The 16,989-nt window shown below is 66.8% G+C and carries 20 protein-coding genes; 10 read left to right on the top strand and 10 right to left on the bottom strand.

Going from position 1 to position 16,989, the window contains the following annotated elements; genetic code table 11:
• Window positions 1-312, top strand: a 312-nt coding sequence (locus tag LK10_RS06945; protein WP_043121611.1) for a bile acid:sodium symporter, incomplete at its 5' end; no start/stop codon positions are given.
• 31 nt (window positions 313-343) lie between these two features.
• Here the strand turns inward: LK10_RS06945 and LK10_RS06950 are convergent.
• Window positions 344-1,780, bottom strand: coding sequence for an MFS transporter (locus tag LK10_RS06950; RefSeq protein ID WP_197061878.1), 1,437 nt, complete (start codon window positions 1,778-1,780; stop codon window positions 344-346).
• A gap of 181 nt (window positions 1,781-1,961) precedes the next feature.
• Here LK10_RS06950 and LK10_RS06955 point away from each other — a divergent pair, with 181 nt between their 5' ends.
• The 3 genes from LK10_RS06955 to LK10_RS06965 all read left to right on the top strand — a co-directional run bounded on the left by LK10_RS06955 (window position 1,962) and on the right by LK10_RS06965 (window position 5,098).
• On the top strand, window positions 1,962-2,807 hold the full coding sequence (locus LK10_RS06955; RefSeq protein ID WP_231567669.1) for an IclR family transcriptional regulator: 846 nt from the start codon (window positions 1,962-1,964) through the stop codon (window positions 2,805-2,807).
• Window positions 2,808-2,906: 99 nt separating this feature from the next.
• A complete protein-coding gene (locus LK10_RS06960; protein ID WP_043121612.1) occupies window positions 2,907-4,157 on the top strand; it encodes a CaiB/BaiF CoA transferase family protein in 1,251 nt (416 codons plus the stop codon).
• The gene (locus tag LK10_RS06965; protein ID WP_043121613.1) at window positions 4,154-5,098 is read left to right on the top strand and encodes a beta/alpha barrel domain-containing protein; all 945 of its coding nucleotides are present in this window, start codon (window positions 4,154-4,156) and stop codon (window positions 5,096-5,098) included. The genes LK10_RS06960 and LK10_RS06965 overlap by 4 nt, the downstream gene beginning before the upstream one ends.
• A gap of 45 nt (window positions 5,099-5,143) precedes the next feature.
• On the opposite strand, the gene LK10_RS06970 is transcribed toward LK10_RS06965, so the two are convergent.
• A complete protein-coding gene (locus LK10_RS06970; protein ID WP_043121615.1) occupies window positions 5,144-5,854 on the bottom strand; it encodes an anti-sigma factor family protein in 711 nt (236 codons plus the stop codon).
• Window positions 5,851-6,357, bottom strand: a complete 507-nt coding sequence (locus tag LK10_RS06975; protein WP_043121617.1) for a sigma-70 family RNA polymerase sigma factor — start codon at window positions 6,355-6,357, stop codon at window positions 5,851-5,853. Before LK10_RS06975 ends, LK10_RS06970 begins: the two co-directional genes overlap by 4 nt.
• Window positions 6,358-6,549: 192 nt before the next feature.
• Between LK10_RS06975 and LK10_RS06980 the strand changes: the two genes are divergently transcribed.
• Both LK10_RS06980 and LK10_RS22240 read left to right on the top strand, forming a co-directional pair.
• The gene (locus LK10_RS06980) at window positions 6,550-7,110 is read left to right on the top strand and encodes a COG4315 family predicted lipoprotein (RefSeq protein ID WP_043121619.1); all 561 of its coding nucleotides are present in this window, start codon (window positions 6,550-6,552) and stop codon (window positions 7,108-7,110) included.
• 137 nt (window positions 7,111-7,247) lie between these two features.
• Complete coding sequence (locus LK10_RS22240; protein WP_197061879.1) at window positions 7,248-7,418, top strand: hypothetical protein; 171 nt, start codon at window positions 7,248-7,250, stop codon at window positions 7,416-7,418.
• A gap of 13 nt (window positions 7,419-7,431) precedes the next feature.
• Here LK10_RS22240 and LK10_RS06985 read toward each other — a convergent pair whose 3' ends face one another.
• The 7 genes from LK10_RS06985 to LK10_RS07015 form a co-directional block, all read right to left on the bottom strand.
• Complete coding sequence (locus tag LK10_RS06985; RefSeq protein WP_052207056.1) at window positions 7,432-8,103, bottom strand: DMP19 family protein; 672 nt, start codon at window positions 8,101-8,103, stop codon at window positions 7,432-7,434.
• A 156-nt stretch (window positions 8,104-8,259) separates the two neighbouring features.
• Window positions 8,260-8,715, bottom strand: a complete 456-nt coding sequence (locus tag LK10_RS06990; protein WP_043121623.1) for a heat shock protein transcriptional repressor HspR — start codon at window positions 8,713-8,715, stop codon at window positions 8,260-8,262.
• A 3-nt stretch (window positions 8,716-8,718) separates the two neighbouring features.
• Complete coding sequence (locus LK10_RS06995) at window positions 8,719-9,702, bottom strand: DnaJ C-terminal domain-containing protein (protein WP_197061880.1); 984 nt, start codon at window positions 9,700-9,702, stop codon at window positions 8,719-8,721.
• A gap of 190 nt (window positions 9,703-9,892) precedes the next feature.
• Window positions 9,893-10,591, bottom strand: a complete 699-nt coding sequence (gene grpE, locus LK10_RS07000) for a nucleotide exchange factor GrpE (RefSeq protein WP_043121627.1) — start codon at window positions 10,589-10,591, stop codon at window positions 9,893-9,895.
• A gap of 3 nt (window positions 10,592-10,594) precedes the next feature.
• The gene (gene dnaK, locus LK10_RS07005; RefSeq protein WP_043121629.1) at window positions 10,595-12,469 is read right to left on the bottom strand and encodes a molecular chaperone DnaK; all 1,875 of its coding nucleotides are present in this window, start codon (window positions 12,467-12,469) and stop codon (window positions 10,595-10,597) included.
• 150 nt (window positions 12,470-12,619) lie between these two features.
• The gene (locus tag LK10_RS07010; RefSeq protein ID WP_043121632.1) at window positions 12,620-14,062 is read right to left on the bottom strand and encodes an MFS transporter; all 1,443 of its coding nucleotides are present in this window, start codon (window positions 14,060-14,062) and stop codon (window positions 12,620-12,622) included.
• A gap of 99 nt (window positions 14,063-14,161) precedes the next feature.
• Window positions 14,162-14,575 carry a hypothetical protein gene (locus LK10_RS07015; RefSeq protein ID WP_043121635.1) on the bottom strand — a complete coding sequence of 138 codons (414 nt, stop codon included), beginning with the start codon at window positions 14,573-14,575 and terminating at the stop codon, window positions 14,162-14,164.
• A 183-nt stretch (window positions 14,576-14,758) separates the two neighbouring features.
• Between LK10_RS07015 and LK10_RS07020 the strand changes: the two genes are divergently transcribed.
• The 4 genes from LK10_RS07020 to LK10_RS07035 all read left to right on the top strand — a co-directional run bounded on the left by LK10_RS07020 (window position 14,759) and on the right by LK10_RS07035 (window position 16,977).
• Window positions 14,759-15,580, top strand: coding sequence for a methyltransferase domain-containing protein (locus LK10_RS07020; protein WP_043121637.1), 822 nt, complete (start codon window positions 14,759-14,761; stop codon window positions 15,578-15,580).
• A 144-nt stretch (window positions 15,581-15,724) separates the two neighbouring features.
• Window positions 15,725-15,988 carry a type II toxin-antitoxin system Phd/YefM family antitoxin gene (locus tag LK10_RS07025; RefSeq protein WP_043121640.1) on the top strand — a complete coding sequence of 88 codons (264 nt, stop codon included), beginning with the start codon at window positions 15,725-15,727 and terminating at the stop codon, window positions 15,986-15,988.
• Entirely contained in the window at window positions 15,937-16,335 is a 399-nt protein-coding gene (locus tag LK10_RS07030) for a type II toxin-antitoxin system VapC family toxin (protein ID WP_043121643.1), read from the top strand. The genes LK10_RS07025 and LK10_RS07030 overlap by 52 nt, the downstream gene beginning before the upstream one ends.
• A gap of 21 nt (window positions 16,336-16,356) precedes the next feature.
• Window positions 16,357-16,977 (top strand): LysE family transporter, encoded by a 621-nt coding sequence (locus tag LK10_RS07035; RefSeq protein ID WP_043121645.1) that lies wholly within the window; start codon window positions 16,357-16,359, stop codon window positions 16,975-16,977.
• Window positions 16,978-16,989: the final 12 nt, after the last annotated feature.

A 16,989-nucleotide genomic window follows, 5' to 3' on the forward strand; every position in this document is an offset into this window, starting at 1 on the left:
TCCCGGCTGGCCGGGCTGCTGTTGGTGAACATGTTGCTGCTGGCCGCAGTGCTCGCCGCTACGAGCTACGCGAGCCGTCGGCTCGGCTTTAGCCGCGAAGAGCGCATCACGATCGTCTTCTGCGGTTCGAAGAAGAGCTTGGCGACGGGAGTGCCAATGGCTTCGGTGCTGTTCGCCGGTCCCGCGGTGGGCGTGATGGTGCTTCCGCTCATGCTCTTCCACCAGATCCAGCTCATGGTCTGCGCGGCGCTCGCCCGGCGGTGGGGAGCGCGGGCCGAGAGGGAGACAGAACCGCCGTCGGTGCGCGCATGACGCGCACCGACGGTCACCAGAGAGGATTGAACTAGACGGGATTGATCTCCGCGAGGCTCCTGCGGGTGGTCCGCGGCCCGAGGATCCCGACGGTCACGGCGATAATCGCGAGGGCAACGGCGACGACACCGAACATGGCCAGAGCACCGAAGCCGTCGAGGACCGGGAGCAGGATGAACGGCAGCGCCCCGCTGGAGAGCCGGGAGAGCGAGTAGGTCCAGCCGACGGCGGTCGCGCGCAGCGCTGTCGGGAAGATCTCGGCCTGGTAGATGTGGTAGACGTTCGAGAACACGTTGCTGATGAGGGTTGTCAGGAAACCGAACACCACGATGAGCGCGTCGTTTCCCGACACTGAGAATGCGACGCCGCTTGCGGCGAGGGCGATAATCGACGCAATCAGCAGGTGCTTCCGCTCGAACCGGGCAACGAGCGGCGTGGAGACCAGCGAGCCGATCGGGTAGCCGAGGAACGAGAGCGCTGTGAAGAGCAGCGAGTTCGTCACGCTGTGACCGCTCGCCACGAGGACGAGGGCTGCGAGAGTCCCGAAGCCGTAGTACCCGAACGTCTGGAACACGTGGAAGATCACGAGCATGACGAGACGCCCGCGGTAGGGGGCCTTCCCGAGGTGGGAAAGGCTTCTGCGCTCATCCTGATCGATGCTCGGCGCTGCTTGGCTCTGAGGCGCAGCCTGGCTGGGAACTGCTTCGCCAGGAGTGGCCTCCCGGACAGCCGCCTTCTCGAGTTCGCTGACGCTCGTTCCCGCGCCGTGCGCGAAGACTTCGAGGGCCTGGCGCGCTTCCTCGGTGCGCCCCACACTGTTGAGCCAGCGTGGCGACTCGGGGAGGGAACGGCGGAGGAAGAGGACGACGACGGCGCCAACGCCTCCGAGGGCGAGCAGCCACCGCCATCCCGAGATGCCGAGCATGGGCGTCGTGTTGAGCCACAGGGCGAGGAAGCCCACCACGGGGACCGCGACGAAGGAACTCGTGTAGGCCCACGTGGCGAGCCTTCCACGCTTGTCCTTGGGCAGGACGTCGGAGAGGTAGGCGTCGGCTACCGGGTACTCGGCGCCGACACCGATGCCCGCCATGAAGCGCGCGAAGACGAGGAATCCGGCGTTAGGCGAGAACGCTCCGACCAACGACCAGATGGAGTACCAGACGAGATTGAACAGGAAGGCCTTGCGCCGCCCCAGCCTGTCGGCGAGGCGCCCGAGGAGTGCCGCCCCGAGGAACATTCCGAGGAAGGCCGAGGCAAGCAGGAGCTTCAGCTCGAGACCCGAGAGCCGGAAGTCCTTGCCGAGGGCAACGCTCATCGACCCGGAGAGGAAGACCTCGTACATATCGAAGAAGAGCCCGAGGCCGACGGCGACGACCACTTTCCAGTGGACCCTGCCGATGGGCAGGCGGTCCAGGTGGTAGCTGATCCTGCTGCTCGTCATCGAGCCTGTAAATGGCAACGAAGCCATAGTTCTCTCCTCTTGAGACCTACTTAGTGGTTCACAACTCACCATGTGATTCAAATCATGCATGAATATAGTCCACGCCACAGCCCTTGGGTAGATCTGCGTTCGAGGCGTGGACGTCCGCTTCAGCCAAGGCGCTTAGACTCGCGCTTCAGGAGCCGCAATCGACGAAGAGGGGCCGGAAGTGACTGCATCCGATCACGAGAACTGGGACGAGGAGGAGCTGAGTCCAGTCCCGTTGCGACGCGAGAGCGCCGCCCGTGAACTCTCGAGCGGAGTCAAGCCGCTGCTCGTCCTCGGGAAGATCCGGGGAATCCTCGACGCCTTCACCCTCTCCCGGCCAGCGCTCACACTCTCGGAGATCCGCGCCGCCACGGGCTATCCCACCTCGACGGTCCAGCGGCTCGTGGCCAACCTCGTAGCCGAAGAATTCCTCGACCGGGAGGGCGATCGAGTCCGAATTGGAGTCAAATTCGCCTACTGGGCGGCACCTGCAACGAGAGGGCTCGACGAGCTCGAGGTCATCAAGCCCGTCCTCGAGGGACTTCGCGACCTGACCGGCGAGACAGTCTCCCTGTTCCGCCTCGAGGAGAACTTCCGCGTATGTGTGGCGATGGCCGAGACACGGCATGCCCTCCGCCGGGAGATGCACGTAGGAAAGCTCCTGCCCCTTCACGCAGGCTCGGCTGGCCGCGTCCTCATGGCTTGGAACCCTGAAGCTGAGAAGGCGGCGCTGTCCTCGACTCTCGAGCGGCTCACGGAACACACCATTACCGATCCGAAGCGGCTGCACGCGGATGTGGACCAGACGCGGCGCGATGGCTACGCGATCACTTCGGATGAACGCGACGAAGGGGCCACGGGACTCTCTGCGCCCATCTTCAACTCCATGGGCGACCTCACCGGCGCACTGAGCGTGAGCGGTCCGTCCCTGCGCGTGACGGCGGAGAAGTGCCAGGCCTGGATCGAACCCCTCGTCGAAGCGGCAGAACAGGCGACTCGCCTCATCGGCGGACGCCTTCCCCGCTGAAACCCCCTTGCCCACTAAGTGGTTTGCTGCTCATAATGTAGTTACTCCGATGATCTTTTCGGCTGTTTCGAGGACGAAGGCCTGCACCAAGGGAGCACCATGAACGGAGACCACACCATCGCCCCGCTCGCGGGAGTCCGAGTTCTCGAACTCGGCAACTACATTGCGGCGCCGACGGCGGGGCGCCTCCTCGGCGACTTCGGCGCCGAGGTCATCAAGGTCGAGCGCCCGCGGACCGGAGACGAGCTGCGGAGCTGGCGCCTTCATGCGGGAACCACGTCGATGCTCTACCGCACCATCAATCGCAACAAGAAGTCGATCGTGCTCGACTTGAAGACCGAGACGGGCAGGAAGCTCGTGCTCGACCTCGCGCGCCATTGCGACATCCTGCTCGAGAACTTCCGGCCCGGCACCCTTGAGAAGTGGGGCATCGGCCCGGATGTGCTCAACGAGGCAAACCCGGACCTGATCATCACGCGGGTCTCAGCCTTCGGCCAGACCGGCCCTATGTCCCCGCGCCCGGGGTTCGCTGCCGTCGCCGAAGCCCTCGGGGGCTTCCGCGAACTCGTCGGCGACCCGGACCGTCCTCCCGTTCGCGTCGGCGTCTCGATCGGCGATTCGATCGCAGGCCTCTACGCCGCCTTCGGATCCGTCATGGCGCTCTTCCAACGCGAGGCTCGAAAGCGCAACGCCGCACCCACCGTCCCGCTCGACGAGCGCATCATCGACGTCGCCCTCAACGAAGCAATGCTCTCGATGATGGAATCCCTCGTGCCGGACTACGAGGCCTACGGCCTCAAGCGCGAGCGCACGGGCGGGCGAATGGAGGGGATCGCGCCGTCGAACGCGTATGTCTGCAAGGACGGGTCGAGCATCGTCGTCGCCGGCAATGGCGACTCCATCTTCCAGCGCTACATGCAGGTGATCGAGCGCCCGGACCTCGCCGACGATCCCGAGCTGGCGAACAACGACGCGCGGTGGGCGCGCCGCGAGGAGCTCGACGCCGCAATCGGCGTCTGGACTGCACGGCACACGCAAGCCGAAGCGCTCCGTATCCTCGACGAGGCAGGCGTACCGAGCGGACCCATCTACACTGCCGCGGACATCTGCCGGGACGAGCAGTACGCAGCGCGCGAGATGATCCAGCGACTGCCCGTCTCGACGGGCGAGGAGGTGCTCGAGAACGTCGGCTTCCCGGGCATCGTCCCCGTGATCGGGGGCAAGTCGCTCCCGATTCGCACCCTGGGGCCAGACCTAGGGGAACATACCCGGGACGTCCTTGCCGGTGTCCTGGGCATGAGCGAGGAGCAGATCGACGCCGTCGTGCAGTCAGAAGGAGCCCTGCTGTGAAACCTGTCCTTCGAGACGTCACCCTCCGCGACGGCCTCCAGCTCACTGGCAAACTCCTCCCCACGGAATTCAAGATCCGCCTCGCGCGAAGACTTCTCCGCCTCGGCGTCCCCGAACTCGAGATCGGCTCGATGGCTCGCCCGGACCTCGTCCCGCCCATGGCCAACACCCTCGACGTCGTGGCCGGGCTCACGCCGGAGGAACTCGAGAAGTGCTGGATCTGGGTCGCGACGCCCCGGCACGTCGAGAAGGCCATTGCCGCTGGCGCCCGTAACTTCCAATACTGCTTCTCCGCCTCGGATGCCCACAATCAGGCGAACATCGGACGGACCACCGAGCAGAGCCTCGCCGTCATGCCGGACGCGATCGCCCTCGCCAAAGAGGCCGGCGGCAGGATCCAGCTGTGCATCGCGACGGCGTTCACGTGCCCGTTCGAGGGGCCTGTCGCCCCGGCGAGGGTCCTCGAGATCGCGAACGACGGCCGGGCGGCCGGCGCGGACGACGTCGTCATCTGCGACACCCTCGGCCAGGCGTATCCGGGGCAGGTCGCGGAGCTCGTCTCCCGTGTAGCGACCGAGACGCCGAAGCGCCGCATCGTCTTCCACGGGCACGACACATGGGGCCAGGGTGTCGCGAACTCTCTCGCAGCCGCCGCCGCGGGCGCCGCCGTCGTCGACGGTGCCTTGGGCGGCCTCGGCGGCTGCCCCTTCGCACCCGGGGCGAGCGGCAACACCTCGAGCGAGGACCTCCTCTTCGCGACACGCCCAGACTGGCTCGACCCCACCGCCTTCGCAGACCTGGTCGGGCTGTCCGAGGAGGTCCTCCGCGAAGTCGACGAGCCGAACCGTTCCAAGGCAGCCCAGGGCGCTCGGTCAAAGGCCAACGCCTTCGAATGGGTCATTTCGGAAACCCGCGAGCCCTCGGGCAGCGAAGTCCAGTGATGCGGCCTCGGATTCTGGTGACCATGCCGATACCGGGGCGCCCCGTCAACCGGACGGCGCGGCCGGCAGTGTAAGGCTCGCGAGGGTGCGCTGGGTATCGTCCCGGATCTGGATCGACCGGATCGAGGCGAGCTGGTACGACGTAGCGCCAGTGAGGACCGCTCGCCCCGCGTAGCCCGTCGAGCTCCAGCTCGCCGCCCGCTCCTGCGCGCCGTCGTCCGCCACGACCCACACACTGAACACCCCTGCGGAAGGCATTCCCCGGCAAACGAGGTCAAGCTCGGTGCCCCAGCCCTTGCGGACCAACGCGAGGTCAACCTGGGCGCCGTCGGACGAAGTGATCAAATAGGAAGCAGCGGGCGAGGGGCTCGGGCTCGCCGTCGGGGGTTCCGCCGTCGTCACCCCCGCGACTACAGGGCCGAGCGCAACCCCGAGCGCGAGCGAGGCGGCCGCTGCCCCGGCGAGCGCTGCGGCCCACCGCAAGCGGAGCGCACGACGGCGCGCCCGCACCCTTGCGAGAAGGGCCGGCGGAGCAGGGAGGTCATTGAGCTGCACAGGGGCTTCGACGAGCGCCTCGGCGCGGGCGGAGGGGACGCCGTCGAGAAGCGCTGGCAGCGTCTCGAGCTCTTCGATCTGCGCTTGGCAGGCGGGACACGTCGCCACATGGTCTTCGACGGCGCGGGCCTCCTCCGGGTCGAGGGCACCGAGGAGGTAGGCGCCGAGGGCGAGGCGGGCATCATGATGGTCGAGGGTCACCGTTCCACCCCCAGCTCATCGAGCGCGCTCCGTAGGGCTTTGAGTGCGTAGAAGCAGCGCGACTTCACCGTCCCCGCGGGCACGCCGAGCTCGCGGGCCGCCTCCTGGACGCTCAGCCGACGGTAATGGACAGCAACAAGCACCTCCCGGTGCTCGCGCGTGAGCCGCATGAGTGCCTCCTCCATCACCACTCTGTCCAGGAGCTCATCGATCCGCTCGGCGTCAACTGCAACGTCGAAGCCATCGGTTCCTTGCGCGGGCACCGTCCTCGGCCTCCGGGAGCGCTGCCGGTGCTGATCGACGATGAGGTTCCGCACAGTGCGGTAGAGATACGCCCGCAGCCCCGCCGTGGCCTCCGGCGCTTGCCGCCAGACCCGCACGATCGCTTCCTGCACAATGTCCTCGGCCTGCTCGTCGCTGCCCACGGCTCCTCGGGCGAAGCGCCGCAGCGCCGCGCCGTGGTCGCGGTAGATCGCCGCGACCGCATCCTCGTCCATGGGCATGCTGCCTCCCGGCTGCCGAATGGCCCTTTCGCCGGCTAAGACGACGTGGCCACCGGAAAGGTTCACTGCTCGCACAGCCTCCTACAGCAAATTGTCTCCCCCACCGACACGCGTTCGGCATGAACCGAACCGCGCATCGCGTCGTCTCATGGTCAGCGCGGCCGCAAGCCGCCCGGAACGAAAGGGCACATCATGAACAAGCGAGCAGCTCTCTTCTTCGCGACTGCCTCAGCCGTTTCCGCCCTCGCACTCGCCGGCTGCGGCGGTGGAAGCGGAAGCAGCACGGCGGCGTCGAGCTCCCCGGCCGCCACGGCGTCGAGCTCGTCGTCATCCTCCGCCGCGCTGACCCTTCAGACCTCGACGGTGGGCGGCCAGACGATCGTCGTCGACGGCAAGGGAATGACGGTCTACTACTACACCCTCGACAAGCCAGGGGAGACCAAGAGCGCCTGCACCGGGGGCTGCGTCTCGCTGTGGCCCGCCGTCACGAGCGACACGGCTCCCAGCCTCCAGGGCGTCACGGGCAAGATCGGCACCCTCACGACCACCGACGGCAAGCAGCAGGTGACGATCAACGGGATGCCTATCTACTACTACGCGAAGGACACCGCCCCGGGGCAGGTGAATGGGCAGGGTGTCGCGGGCGTGTGGTACGTCGTGGGCGCCGACGGTTCGATGATCCAGTCGCCGCTCATGGCCACCACGTCGAGCCCCTCTAGCTCATCGAACAACTCTGGTACCTCGGGCTACTGATCTGGTACCTCGGGCTATCGAGGCGGCTGCGGACGACCGGCAGAATCTGCTGAGCCTCCCGCTTCGGGGTATCACCCACCTGTACCCGGTTTTCGCGGTCCGGAGTAGATTGGGTTTCCCCGAAGCGAGGAGGAGTCATGTCAGGCTTCCGCAGCTACACGGAAGAGGAAAAGCACAGCTACGTCGCGCCAACGTGCGAACTGTGCGGGCAGCATCGGCACATCGTCTGGAATCAGGAGGGCGATCGCTGGGTTCCCCGCGACCGCGGGTGCTCCAACGAGGCGTGCCCGCAATTCAGCGCCGCCTGACCGATTCAGCGGGTTAGCGCTGCTGCACTTCTGCGGCTTCGCCGGACTCGTCGTCGAACTCTCGGTCGTCGGACTCGTCGTCGTCGAACTCGCCGTCCAGGTCCGCAGCAAGCGCTTCGGCCTGAGCCCGCCGCTCCTCGAGGTCTGGGACGAGGCCCACGCGGCGGGCGATCTCCTCCTCGATGCCTTCATCGTCGAGGGCGAGCAGGCCTTCCTGCCCGCGCAGCCACGCCCCGTTGAGCACCACGATGTCTTCGGATTCGAGGATTTCTTCGAATTCGTCGTCTAGTGCCTCGATTGCGGCGACCGCCGCGGAAGGTTCGCCATCGCCGACGAGGTACGCTTCGGCGTCGTCGTCGCTCAGCGCGTCGAAGGCCTTCGCCGCCGCGTCGAAGAGCTCGAGGTGGCGGGCGGCGCCCATTTCACGCAGGCCGTCCCGCACCAGGCTGTCGAGCCCTTCGCGGTCCCCCGCGCTCACGACGTACTGGGCGAACCCGCCCTCGAGCGACTCCGTGAGATAGAAGTCCACGTAGTAGCTGCGCAGGGCGTTGAGGGCGATCTCGTCTTCGCCGAGGAGTTCGGCGTACATCGCGTTGACGATGTCGATGTTGGCATCGACGAGCACGGCGTCCGGGCCCAGGAGGGCATCGGCGGGCAGGACGACGGGGTGCTGGTTTGCGGGCACGGGGGCCTCCTCGCTCGAGCGTTCAGGCACGCTTCGTTCGGAACGCTTCGACCGTACGACGGCGACCTGCCCCTCCCTTCAAGGCGAAGGTGAACGTTGGGCGAACTGTGCGCACCCGCACGAGTGGTCAGATCTCGCGCGACGAGTGGCCAGATCTCAGAACTGAATTGGCCCCGCGGTAGCTCCGCTTGTGGGCCGCGGGCGCCAGACGACGACGGCCTGCGAGCGCTGCTCGGGCCGTTGACCTCGCGTGAGGGTCACGACGTCGCCCGCGATGCCTGCCGCGAAGACGCGGCGCGAGTCCGGCCCCCACCGTCGTGCGTCGACGACCTCCTGCTCGAGCTCGGAGACGCGCGCCCGGAGCGCGGCGACCTGATTCTCGAGCTCGAGGATGCGCCGGATGCCTTCGAGAGAGACGCCGTCCTTGGAGAGGCGCTGGACCTCGCGGAGGAGTTCGACGTCGTGCTGCGAGTAGCGCCGCTGTCGCCCCGATTGGCGCGAGGGCGAGACGAGCCCCATCCGGTCGTACTGGCGGAGGGTCTGAGGATGCATCTCTGCCAGCTCCGCCGCCACGGAGATCACGAAGATCGGAGCGTACGGATCGATGGCCATGGTCTACAGCCTTGCCTTTGCTGCCAAGCCGGAGCGGGGGTTGGACTGGGAGTTCTTGGCTGTCGCCGCTGCGAAAGCCTTGACGGCCTCCTCCGCCTCCTTTGAGAGGTTCTGGGGCACGACGACGTCGACCGTGACGAGGAGATCGCCCGTGCCTTTCGAGGTCTTGACGCCTTGGCCCTTGACGCGGAGGGTCCGCCCGGAGTTCGTGCCCGCGGGGACCTTCATGCGCACGGTGTGGCCGTCGAGGGTCGGGACCTCGATCTGGGCCCCGAGCGCTGCCTCGTCGAAGCTGACCGGCACGTGGATCCGAACGTTGTCGCCGTCGCGGGTGAAGAACTCGTGGGGCGTGACGTGCACGGTGACCATGAGATCGCCCGGTCCGCCGGAGCCTGGGCCGCCCTTGCCTCGGACCCGGACCTTCTGGCCGTCGCGGATGCCAGCGGGGATCCGCACCTCGATCACCTCGCCGTTCTGCTCGCGCAGACCGACGGTGGTCCCCCGGATCGAGCCCGCGAATGAGATCGTGGTGCTCGCCTGCCGGTCCGCACCTCGCTGGGGCGGTGCTTGGAAGCCGCCGCCCCCCGTGCTGAAGCCGCCGAACAGGTCGGCGAACTCGGGCGGGAGGTTGCCGGTGTTGAATCCGCGCGAATGCCTGCCCGCGCCTCCGCCGAAGAGTCCACCGAAGAGGTCCTCGAAGCCCGCGGCCCCCTGGCCGCCGCCCCCGGGGCCGCCGGCTGTGAAGCGCGCGCCGCCCATCGCGCGGATCGCGTCGTACTGCTGGCGCTCCTCCGGGTCGCTCAGGACCGAATTGGCCTCGGTGATGTCCTTGAACTTCTTCTCGGCCTCGGCATCCCCCGGGTTCTGGTCAGGATGGTACTTGCGGGCGAGCTTCCGGTAGGCCTTCTTGATATCGGCATCGGAGGCGTCTTTGGGCACGCCCAGAATGGAGTAGAAATCCTTCTCCACCCAATCCTGACTAGCCACTGAGGCCTCCTTCTCGTCTCTGCATCAATTCTTATCGTTTCGGGTACAGATAATCCCCTCATTCCCCGTTTCGGGTACGCCAACTCGGCGCTATCTGTACCCGAAACGTCTCCGAAGGGGATTATCTGTACCCGAAACGGAGAGGGCGGACGACGGCGGGGCGCACCCGCCGTCGTCCGTGACCGCCGGCTTACGGGACGGCGACGATGACCTGCGCCGCGCGGATCACGCGCGACTGGGTCCGATAGCCGGCCCGGAGGACCTGCTGCACCGTATCGACCTCGATCCCCTCGCCCTGCTGCTGGATCAGGGCCTCGTGGATGTTCGGGTCGAACTCGACTCCGGTCGCGTCGATCCGCTCAAGGCCGTGGCTCGTGAGGATCCCCTCGAGCTTGGCCGCAATGGATGCGAACGGCCCCTCGGTCAGGTCGCCGTGGGCGCGCGCAGCGTCGATGTCGTCGAGGACGGGCAGGATCGAGGAGAGGACGCCCATGACGGCAACCTCCCCGGCGACAGCCCGGTCGCGATCGACGCGCCTGCGGTAGTTGACGTACTCGGCCTGGAGCCGCTGCAGATCCGCGCGAAGCTCGGCGGCCTCGTTCTGGACACCCTCCGCTTCGCTCAGGATCCGCTCGGCCTGGGCGAGGACGTCCTCCGAGTCGTGGGCATCGTCCACAGGTCGAATCTCCTCGTGCTCGGGCAGCCCCGCGTCTGCAGGTCCCGCCTCGCTGGCCTGGGGAGCGCCTTCGGGCGCCGCCTCGGTCTGGCCCTGATCAGGCTGCCGCACCCCGCCGGTGACCGGGTCAACCTTGCGGTTGTCCCGGATCACCGGCTTCTGCGGTTCGCCCCGGACCTCGTGCTCTTCCTCATTGCCGTGGTGGGGAGCCATGGCTTACTTCTTCTCGTCCTCGTCGACGATCTCCGCGTCGACGATGTCCTCGTCCTGGCCGGCAGAGCCCGTGCTGGCCGAGCCGGCGCCATCGGCAGTGTGCGAGCCGTCAGCCCCAGCCGCGCCCTGCGACGAAGCGTAGATCGCCTCGCCGAGCTTGGACTGCGACTGCTGGAGCTTCTCGAACGCAGCCTTCACAGCGTCGTCGTCGGTTCCTTCGAGAGCCTTCTTGAGGCCGTCGACGTCGCCCTGGACCTGGCTGCGGACGTCCTCCGGCAGCTTGTCCTTGTTGTCGGCAATGAGCTTGTCGACCGAGTAGGCGAGCTGCTCTGCCGTGTTGCGCGTGTCGGCGGCTTCGCGGCGCTTCTTGTCCTCGGCCGCGTGGGCCTCGGCGTCGGCGACCATGCGATCGATGTCCTCCTTGGACAGCGCGGTGCCGCCCGAGATGGTCATCGACTGCTCCTTGCCGGTCCCCTTGTCCTTCGCGGAGACGTGGACGATGCCGTTCGCGTCGATATCGAACGTGACCTCGATCTGCGGGATGCCGCGCGGGGCCGGGGCGATGCCGGTGAGCTCGAACGTACCCAGCGGCTTGTTGTCGCGGGTGAACTCGCGCTCGCCCTGGAACACCTGGATCGACACGGACGGCTGGTTGTCGTCGGCCGTCGTGAAGGTCTCGGAGCGCTTGGTCGGGATGGCCGTGTTGCGCTCGATCAGGTGCGTCATGATGCCGCCCTTGGTCTCGATGCCGAGCGAGAGCGGGGTGACGTCGATGAGCAGGACGTCCTTGCGCTCACCCTTGAGGACGCCGGCCTGGAGGGCAGCGCCGACCGCGACGACCTCATCCGGGTTCACGCCCTTGTTCGGCTCCTTGCCGCCCGTGAGCTCCTTCACGAGCTCGGAGACGGCAGGCATGCGGGTCGAACCGCCGACGAGCACGACGTGATTGATGTCCGAGACCTTGATGCCGGCTTCAGAGATGACGTCGTGGAACGGCTTCTTGGTGCGCTCGAGGAGGTCCTTGGTGAGGTCCTGGAACTTCGCGCGGGAGAGCGACTCGTCGAGGTGGACCGGGCCGTCAGGCGTGACGGAGAGGTACTGGAGCGAGATGTTCGTGCTCGTCGAGGACGAGAGCTCCTTCTTGGCCTGCTCGGCGGCCTCGCGGAGGCGCTGGAGCGCGATGCGGTCCTTCGAGAGGTCGATCCCCTTGAGCTTGAGCTGGCTCAGCAGGTACTCGACGACGCGCTGGTCCCAGTCGTCGCCGCCGAGGCGGTTGTCACCGGCGGTCGCGCGGACCTGAATGGTCGAGAAGCCGTCCTCGTCCTTGCCCACCTCGAGGAGGGAGACGTCGAACGTGCCGCCGCCGAGGTCGAACACGAGGATGAGCTCGTCTTCCTTGCCCTTGTCGAGGCCGTAGGCGAGCGCCGCTGCGGTCGGCTCGTTGATGATGCGGAGCACGTTGAGGCCCGCAATCTCGCCGGCCTCCTTCGTGGCCTGGCGCTCGGCGTCGTTGAAGTAGGCCGGGACGGTGATGACAGCGTCGGTGACCTTCTCGCCCAGGTACGACTCGGCGTCGTTCTTGAGCTTCATGAGAATGCGCGCCGAGATCTCCTGCGGCGTGTACTTCTTGTCGTCGATGTTGATGGTCCAGTCAGTGCCCATGTGGCGCTTGACCGAGGAGATCGTGCGCTCGATGTTGTTCACTGCCTGGCGCTTGGCGATCTCGCCGACGAGGACCTCGCCGGTCTTGGAGAACGCGACGACGGACGGCGTGGTGCGGCCGCCTTCAGCGTTCGCGATAACCGTCGGCTCGCCGCCCTCGAGGACGGACACGACGGAGTTGGTGGTTCCCAGGTCGATACCGACTGCGCGGGACATAGTTCCTCCTGCTGATTGCTGATGCTCGAAAGAGGCCAACTCGTCCGGGGCGCCGTCGCCGGCACCGAACGGTCAAGTTGAGCGATCTGCACTCAACTCTACGCGCAATGCAGCCAGTGTCAAATGGACTTGAGCCGAGAGGACTCAAGTTCAAGCACGGCGTCCGCTCACCTGCGTTCCCGCATGCCGAGGAAGGAAGAGGCTGTCGACCACGCTCACGAGCATGAACACGGCAATGGCCGCGAAGGCGACCCGATACGGCCCGGCGTGGTCGGTGCCGGGCGGCAGGAACGCGATGCCGGCGCGGATGAGCAGGGCGGCCACGGCGACGCCCAGCGCCGCGGCGAGCTGGACGAGGGTGTTCGCGATCGCGTTTGCGCTCGGGAGCTGCTCGGCAGAGACATCGGCGTACTGCACGTTCATATAGGCGGAGAAGCCGATTGAGCGGAACGCCCCCGAAACGAGCAGGAGAAGGGCGATGAGCAGATCGGGATCACCCGGGGTGATGAGCGCGCACCCTGCGAACGTCGCCGCAGAGGCCGCGGCGGCAACCACGAGCACGGGCTTGAATCCGAAGCGGCGGATCAGCGGCGTCGTCGCGGGCTTGATCCCGATGTTGCCCACGAAGACGGCCGCGACGAGCAGGCCCGCATGGACCGGGTCCCAGCCGAACCCGTCTTGGAAGAGCAGCGGAAGGAGGAAGGGGACCGACTGGATCGTGAGGCGGTAGACGAAGCCGCCCGTCTGCGTAGCGCGGAAGGTGCGAACGTGCAGGACCGAGAAATTGAAGAGCGGGCGGGGCGCGCGGCGCATCCAGACGACGGCGGCGGCCAGCGCCGCGAGGCCACCCACGAGGGCGGCGGGAGCCCACCCGGCGGGGCGCCCCTCGCTGAAAAGCTCGAGGCCGACGACGACGCCGGCGACACCGAGCGTTGTGAGCGCAAGGCCAGGCCAGTCGAGGCGGCGCCCACGGTCCGCTCCTCCAGAGGGAACAAGCCGCAGCGCGGCTACGAACGCAGCAACGCCGAGGGGCAGGTTGACAAAGAAGATCCAATGCCACGAAAGGTACTGGGTGATCGCGCCGCCTACGAGGGGAGCCAGCACGGGGGCGAGCAGGCCCGGCCAGACAAGATACGCAGTGGCCTTGAGGAGCTGATCCTTGGGGGTTCCCCGGAGCACCACGAGCGAGCCGACCGGCACCATCATCGCGCCCCCGAATCCCTGCAGCGCACGGAATCCAGTGAGGGCCAAGAGGTTGGGGCTCAAGGCGCACAGGAGCGAGGCGATGGTGAAGACCGCGATCGCGGAGCAGAACACACGCCGCGGTCCGAACCGCTCCGCGAGCCAGGAGCTGAAGGGGATACCCATGGCGACGGCAATGAGGTAAGCGGTCATCGCCACGTTCACGTCCGCGGGAACCACGTGGAAGTCCGAGCCGATCGCGGGAAGCGCCGTCGAGAGCGCCGTGCCGTCAAGGAACTCCATGAAGTACGTCGCCGCAACGAGCAGCGCGAGCCGGGGGCTCCACGAAGAGGCCGCAGCGGAAGCAGAGGGCGTCTCGGGTTGGGCTGGCTGCCCCGCGGGCTGGGTCACCGATCAAGCCTACGCTCGCGTCCGTGATGTGGGATCAGCTGTCCACGAAGCGAACAGGGAGCTCAACCGACGAGGCGCAGGCCATTGCCTGCGCCTCGATCAGTAGGAGGGGAAAGTGGTTGCTGCTTGGGCGAACGCGGCGCCACCGGAGGTCGAAGCGAGGGCGAAGATGCCCACGATGAACAGCGCCGAGATCACGGCCCATCCCGCAGTGAACCAGCCGAGCACGCGAAGGTCCGCCTTCCTGATCGGCGAGGCGTCGTCGCGGATGTCCTGGATCTGCTTCTGAAGGCGCGTGATCGGAGTCTGCCGCGGGGCGAGAAGGACATTCGATGCGTAGTCAACGGTCCCGTTGTCCAGAACTGCGACCATGCGCTGGTTGCGCCGATCGTGACTCATGCGGCTGATGTGCGAGCCATGGCGAGCGAGCAGAATGTCCTCGCCAAGGCGCATGGTCTTGCGGCCGAAGCTGCCCTTGCGGCGGTGCGGGGTATGGCTGTCCAAGAGGGACATGTTTGTGGTGCTCCTTTCGCTGCGCAGAATGGGCACCGTTGCCCGCCGCGTTTCTTTTTTGGCCTTTCAAGCGTAGGCAGGTAATCTGTGGAGTTTTCGCAGAGACGGCCTTTTCGTAGTCAAGATCACGGGCTACTGTCGCGCCTGTCACCGACTCAAGGGCGCCCTGCGTAACGTTGTGCCATGGAAGGCCAGCAGACCAGTCCGGAGGACGTCTACACGCACGGTCACCACGAGAGCGTTGTGCGAGCGCACGCAGCTCGAACTGCTCAGAACTCGGCCGCCTTCGTCCTCCCCCATCTCTCGGCAGGAGCCCGAGTGCTCGACGTCGGCTGCGGACCGGGGAGCATCACGTGCGACTTCGCGGTGATTACAGCGCCCGGCGAGGTCTTCGGCGTCGACCGCTCCGAGGATGTGGTCGCCCAGGCGCGAGCCCTTGCGGAGGACCGCGGGATCGAGAATGTGAGCTTCGGGGTTGGGAACGTGTACGACCTGGACCTCGAGGACGAGGCGTTCGACGTCGTGCACGCGCACCAGGTGCTGCAGCACCTCACGGATCCTGTCGCCGCAGTGCGTGAAATGCGGCGGGTGACCAAACCCGGTGGCATCGTCGCGGTCCGCGACGCCGACTTCCACGGCATGAGCTGGTACCCCGAGATTCCGGAGCTGGCCGAGTGGATGGAGCTGTATCAGCGGATCGCGCGGCGCAATGGTGCCGAGCCCGACGCCGGGCGGCGGCTGGTGAGCTGGATGCAGGAGGCGGGATTCACGGACGTCGCGCCCTCGAGCAGCAACTGGCTCTATGCCACTCCGCAGCTCCGCACGTGGCAGGCACGCGTGTGGAGCGAACGCGTGCTGCATTCCGCTTTTGCGGAGCAGGCGCTCGCGTACGGCTTCGCCGACCAGGCGGACCTCGACCGGATCGCGGCGGGCTGGCACCGCTGGGGTTCGTCGGCGGATGGGTGGTTCCTCATACCCAACGGCGAGGTCATAGGGCGGGCGTAGAGCGCGGGGCTTTCCCTCCACAGCCCCGCGGGCGGCACGTCGTCCACATACGACGACGGAGCACCACTCCCGGAATGCCGCGCGCCGTAGCGTCGGGGCATGAGAACTTCCGGCAACGTACTTGGCCAAGTAGGCTTGGTCAGCATGGGGCAATACAACATCTTGGACGCCAAGACGCGGCTCTCTGAGCTGCTCAACCGGGTTGAAGCGGGTGAAGACGTCGTGATCGCGAAGTCCGGACGTCCTGTAGCCCGGCTCGTCAAGATCGAGTCGCCCAAGAAGCGACCGCTCGGCTTCATCAAGGGACACCTCCCTGATGACTTCCTCGAGCCGATGAGTGAGGAGGAACTGGAAGGATGGCTGGGCCCGCTTATCTCCTCGACACCCACGTCCTCGTCTGGGCTCTGACGGAGCCGCAGCGGCTCTCACGGCGAGCCCGGGGGGCTCTGGAGTCGTGGGATTCAAGGCTGCGAGCATCTGCTGTATCGGCCTACGAGCTCTCCTTCAAGCACCAGATGGGCAGGCTCCCCGACCTTGAGGGGCTGTTCGTTGGATACCAGAAGCATGTCCTTGCGCTCGTTTCCGACGAGATTCAAGTCTCCGGTTCCCATGCTCTCGAGGCAGGCCAGCTCGCCTGGGAGAACCGAGACCCCTTCGACCGGCTCATCGCCGCCCAAGCATTCGTCGAGGAGTGCACGCTGATCACTGCGGACAGGAAGTTCTCCACGCTGTCCGGGCTCGACGTCCTGTGGTGAGAACGGTCGTACCCTTGACTGGTGCCTTTCTCGATCTGGGCCGCCCTCCTCGGTGCCTGCCTCCTCATCAGCTTCACCCCCGGAGCCGGCGCGATCAACACGATGAGCAACTCGCTCAACGCGGGCTTCCGCCGCTCGATCTGGGGCATCTTGGGCCAGCAGGCTGCGCTCGTCGTCCATCTGGCGATCGTGGCTGCGGGCATCGGCGTTCTCGTCGCAAGTTCGCCGGTCGCCTTCAACGTGATCCGGTACCTCGGGGCCGCGTACCTCATGTACCTCGGCGTGCGTCAGTTCCTCCGCAAGCCGGACGCCTCGGAGGCCGCCGCTGCCGCCTTGGTCAACGAGTCCCCTCTGTCGATGGCCCAACGCGGGCTTTGGGTCAATCTGCTGAACCCCAAGGCGATCGTCTTCTTCCTCGCATTCATCCCGGGCTTCGTTCGGCCGGAGCTCCCGCTCTGGAGCCAGTACCTCGTCATCGGCGCGACGATCGTCGGCGTGGACATCATGGTCATGTGGTTCTTCTTCGCCCTCGCGGCGAAGAGCTTCCAACGCTTTACCCACAACGAGCGGGGGCAGCGGGCGCTCAACCGAGCGTTCGGCTCGCTCTTCGTGGGCGTCGGCGTTCTGCTCGCAGCCATTTAGCCCGCGGATTCC

The sequence above is a fragment of the Sinomonas humi genome, from assembly GCF_000802235.1.
Taxonomy (GTDB): domain Bacteria; phylum Actinomycetota; class Actinomycetes; order Actinomycetales; family Micrococcaceae; genus Sinomonas; species Sinomonas humi.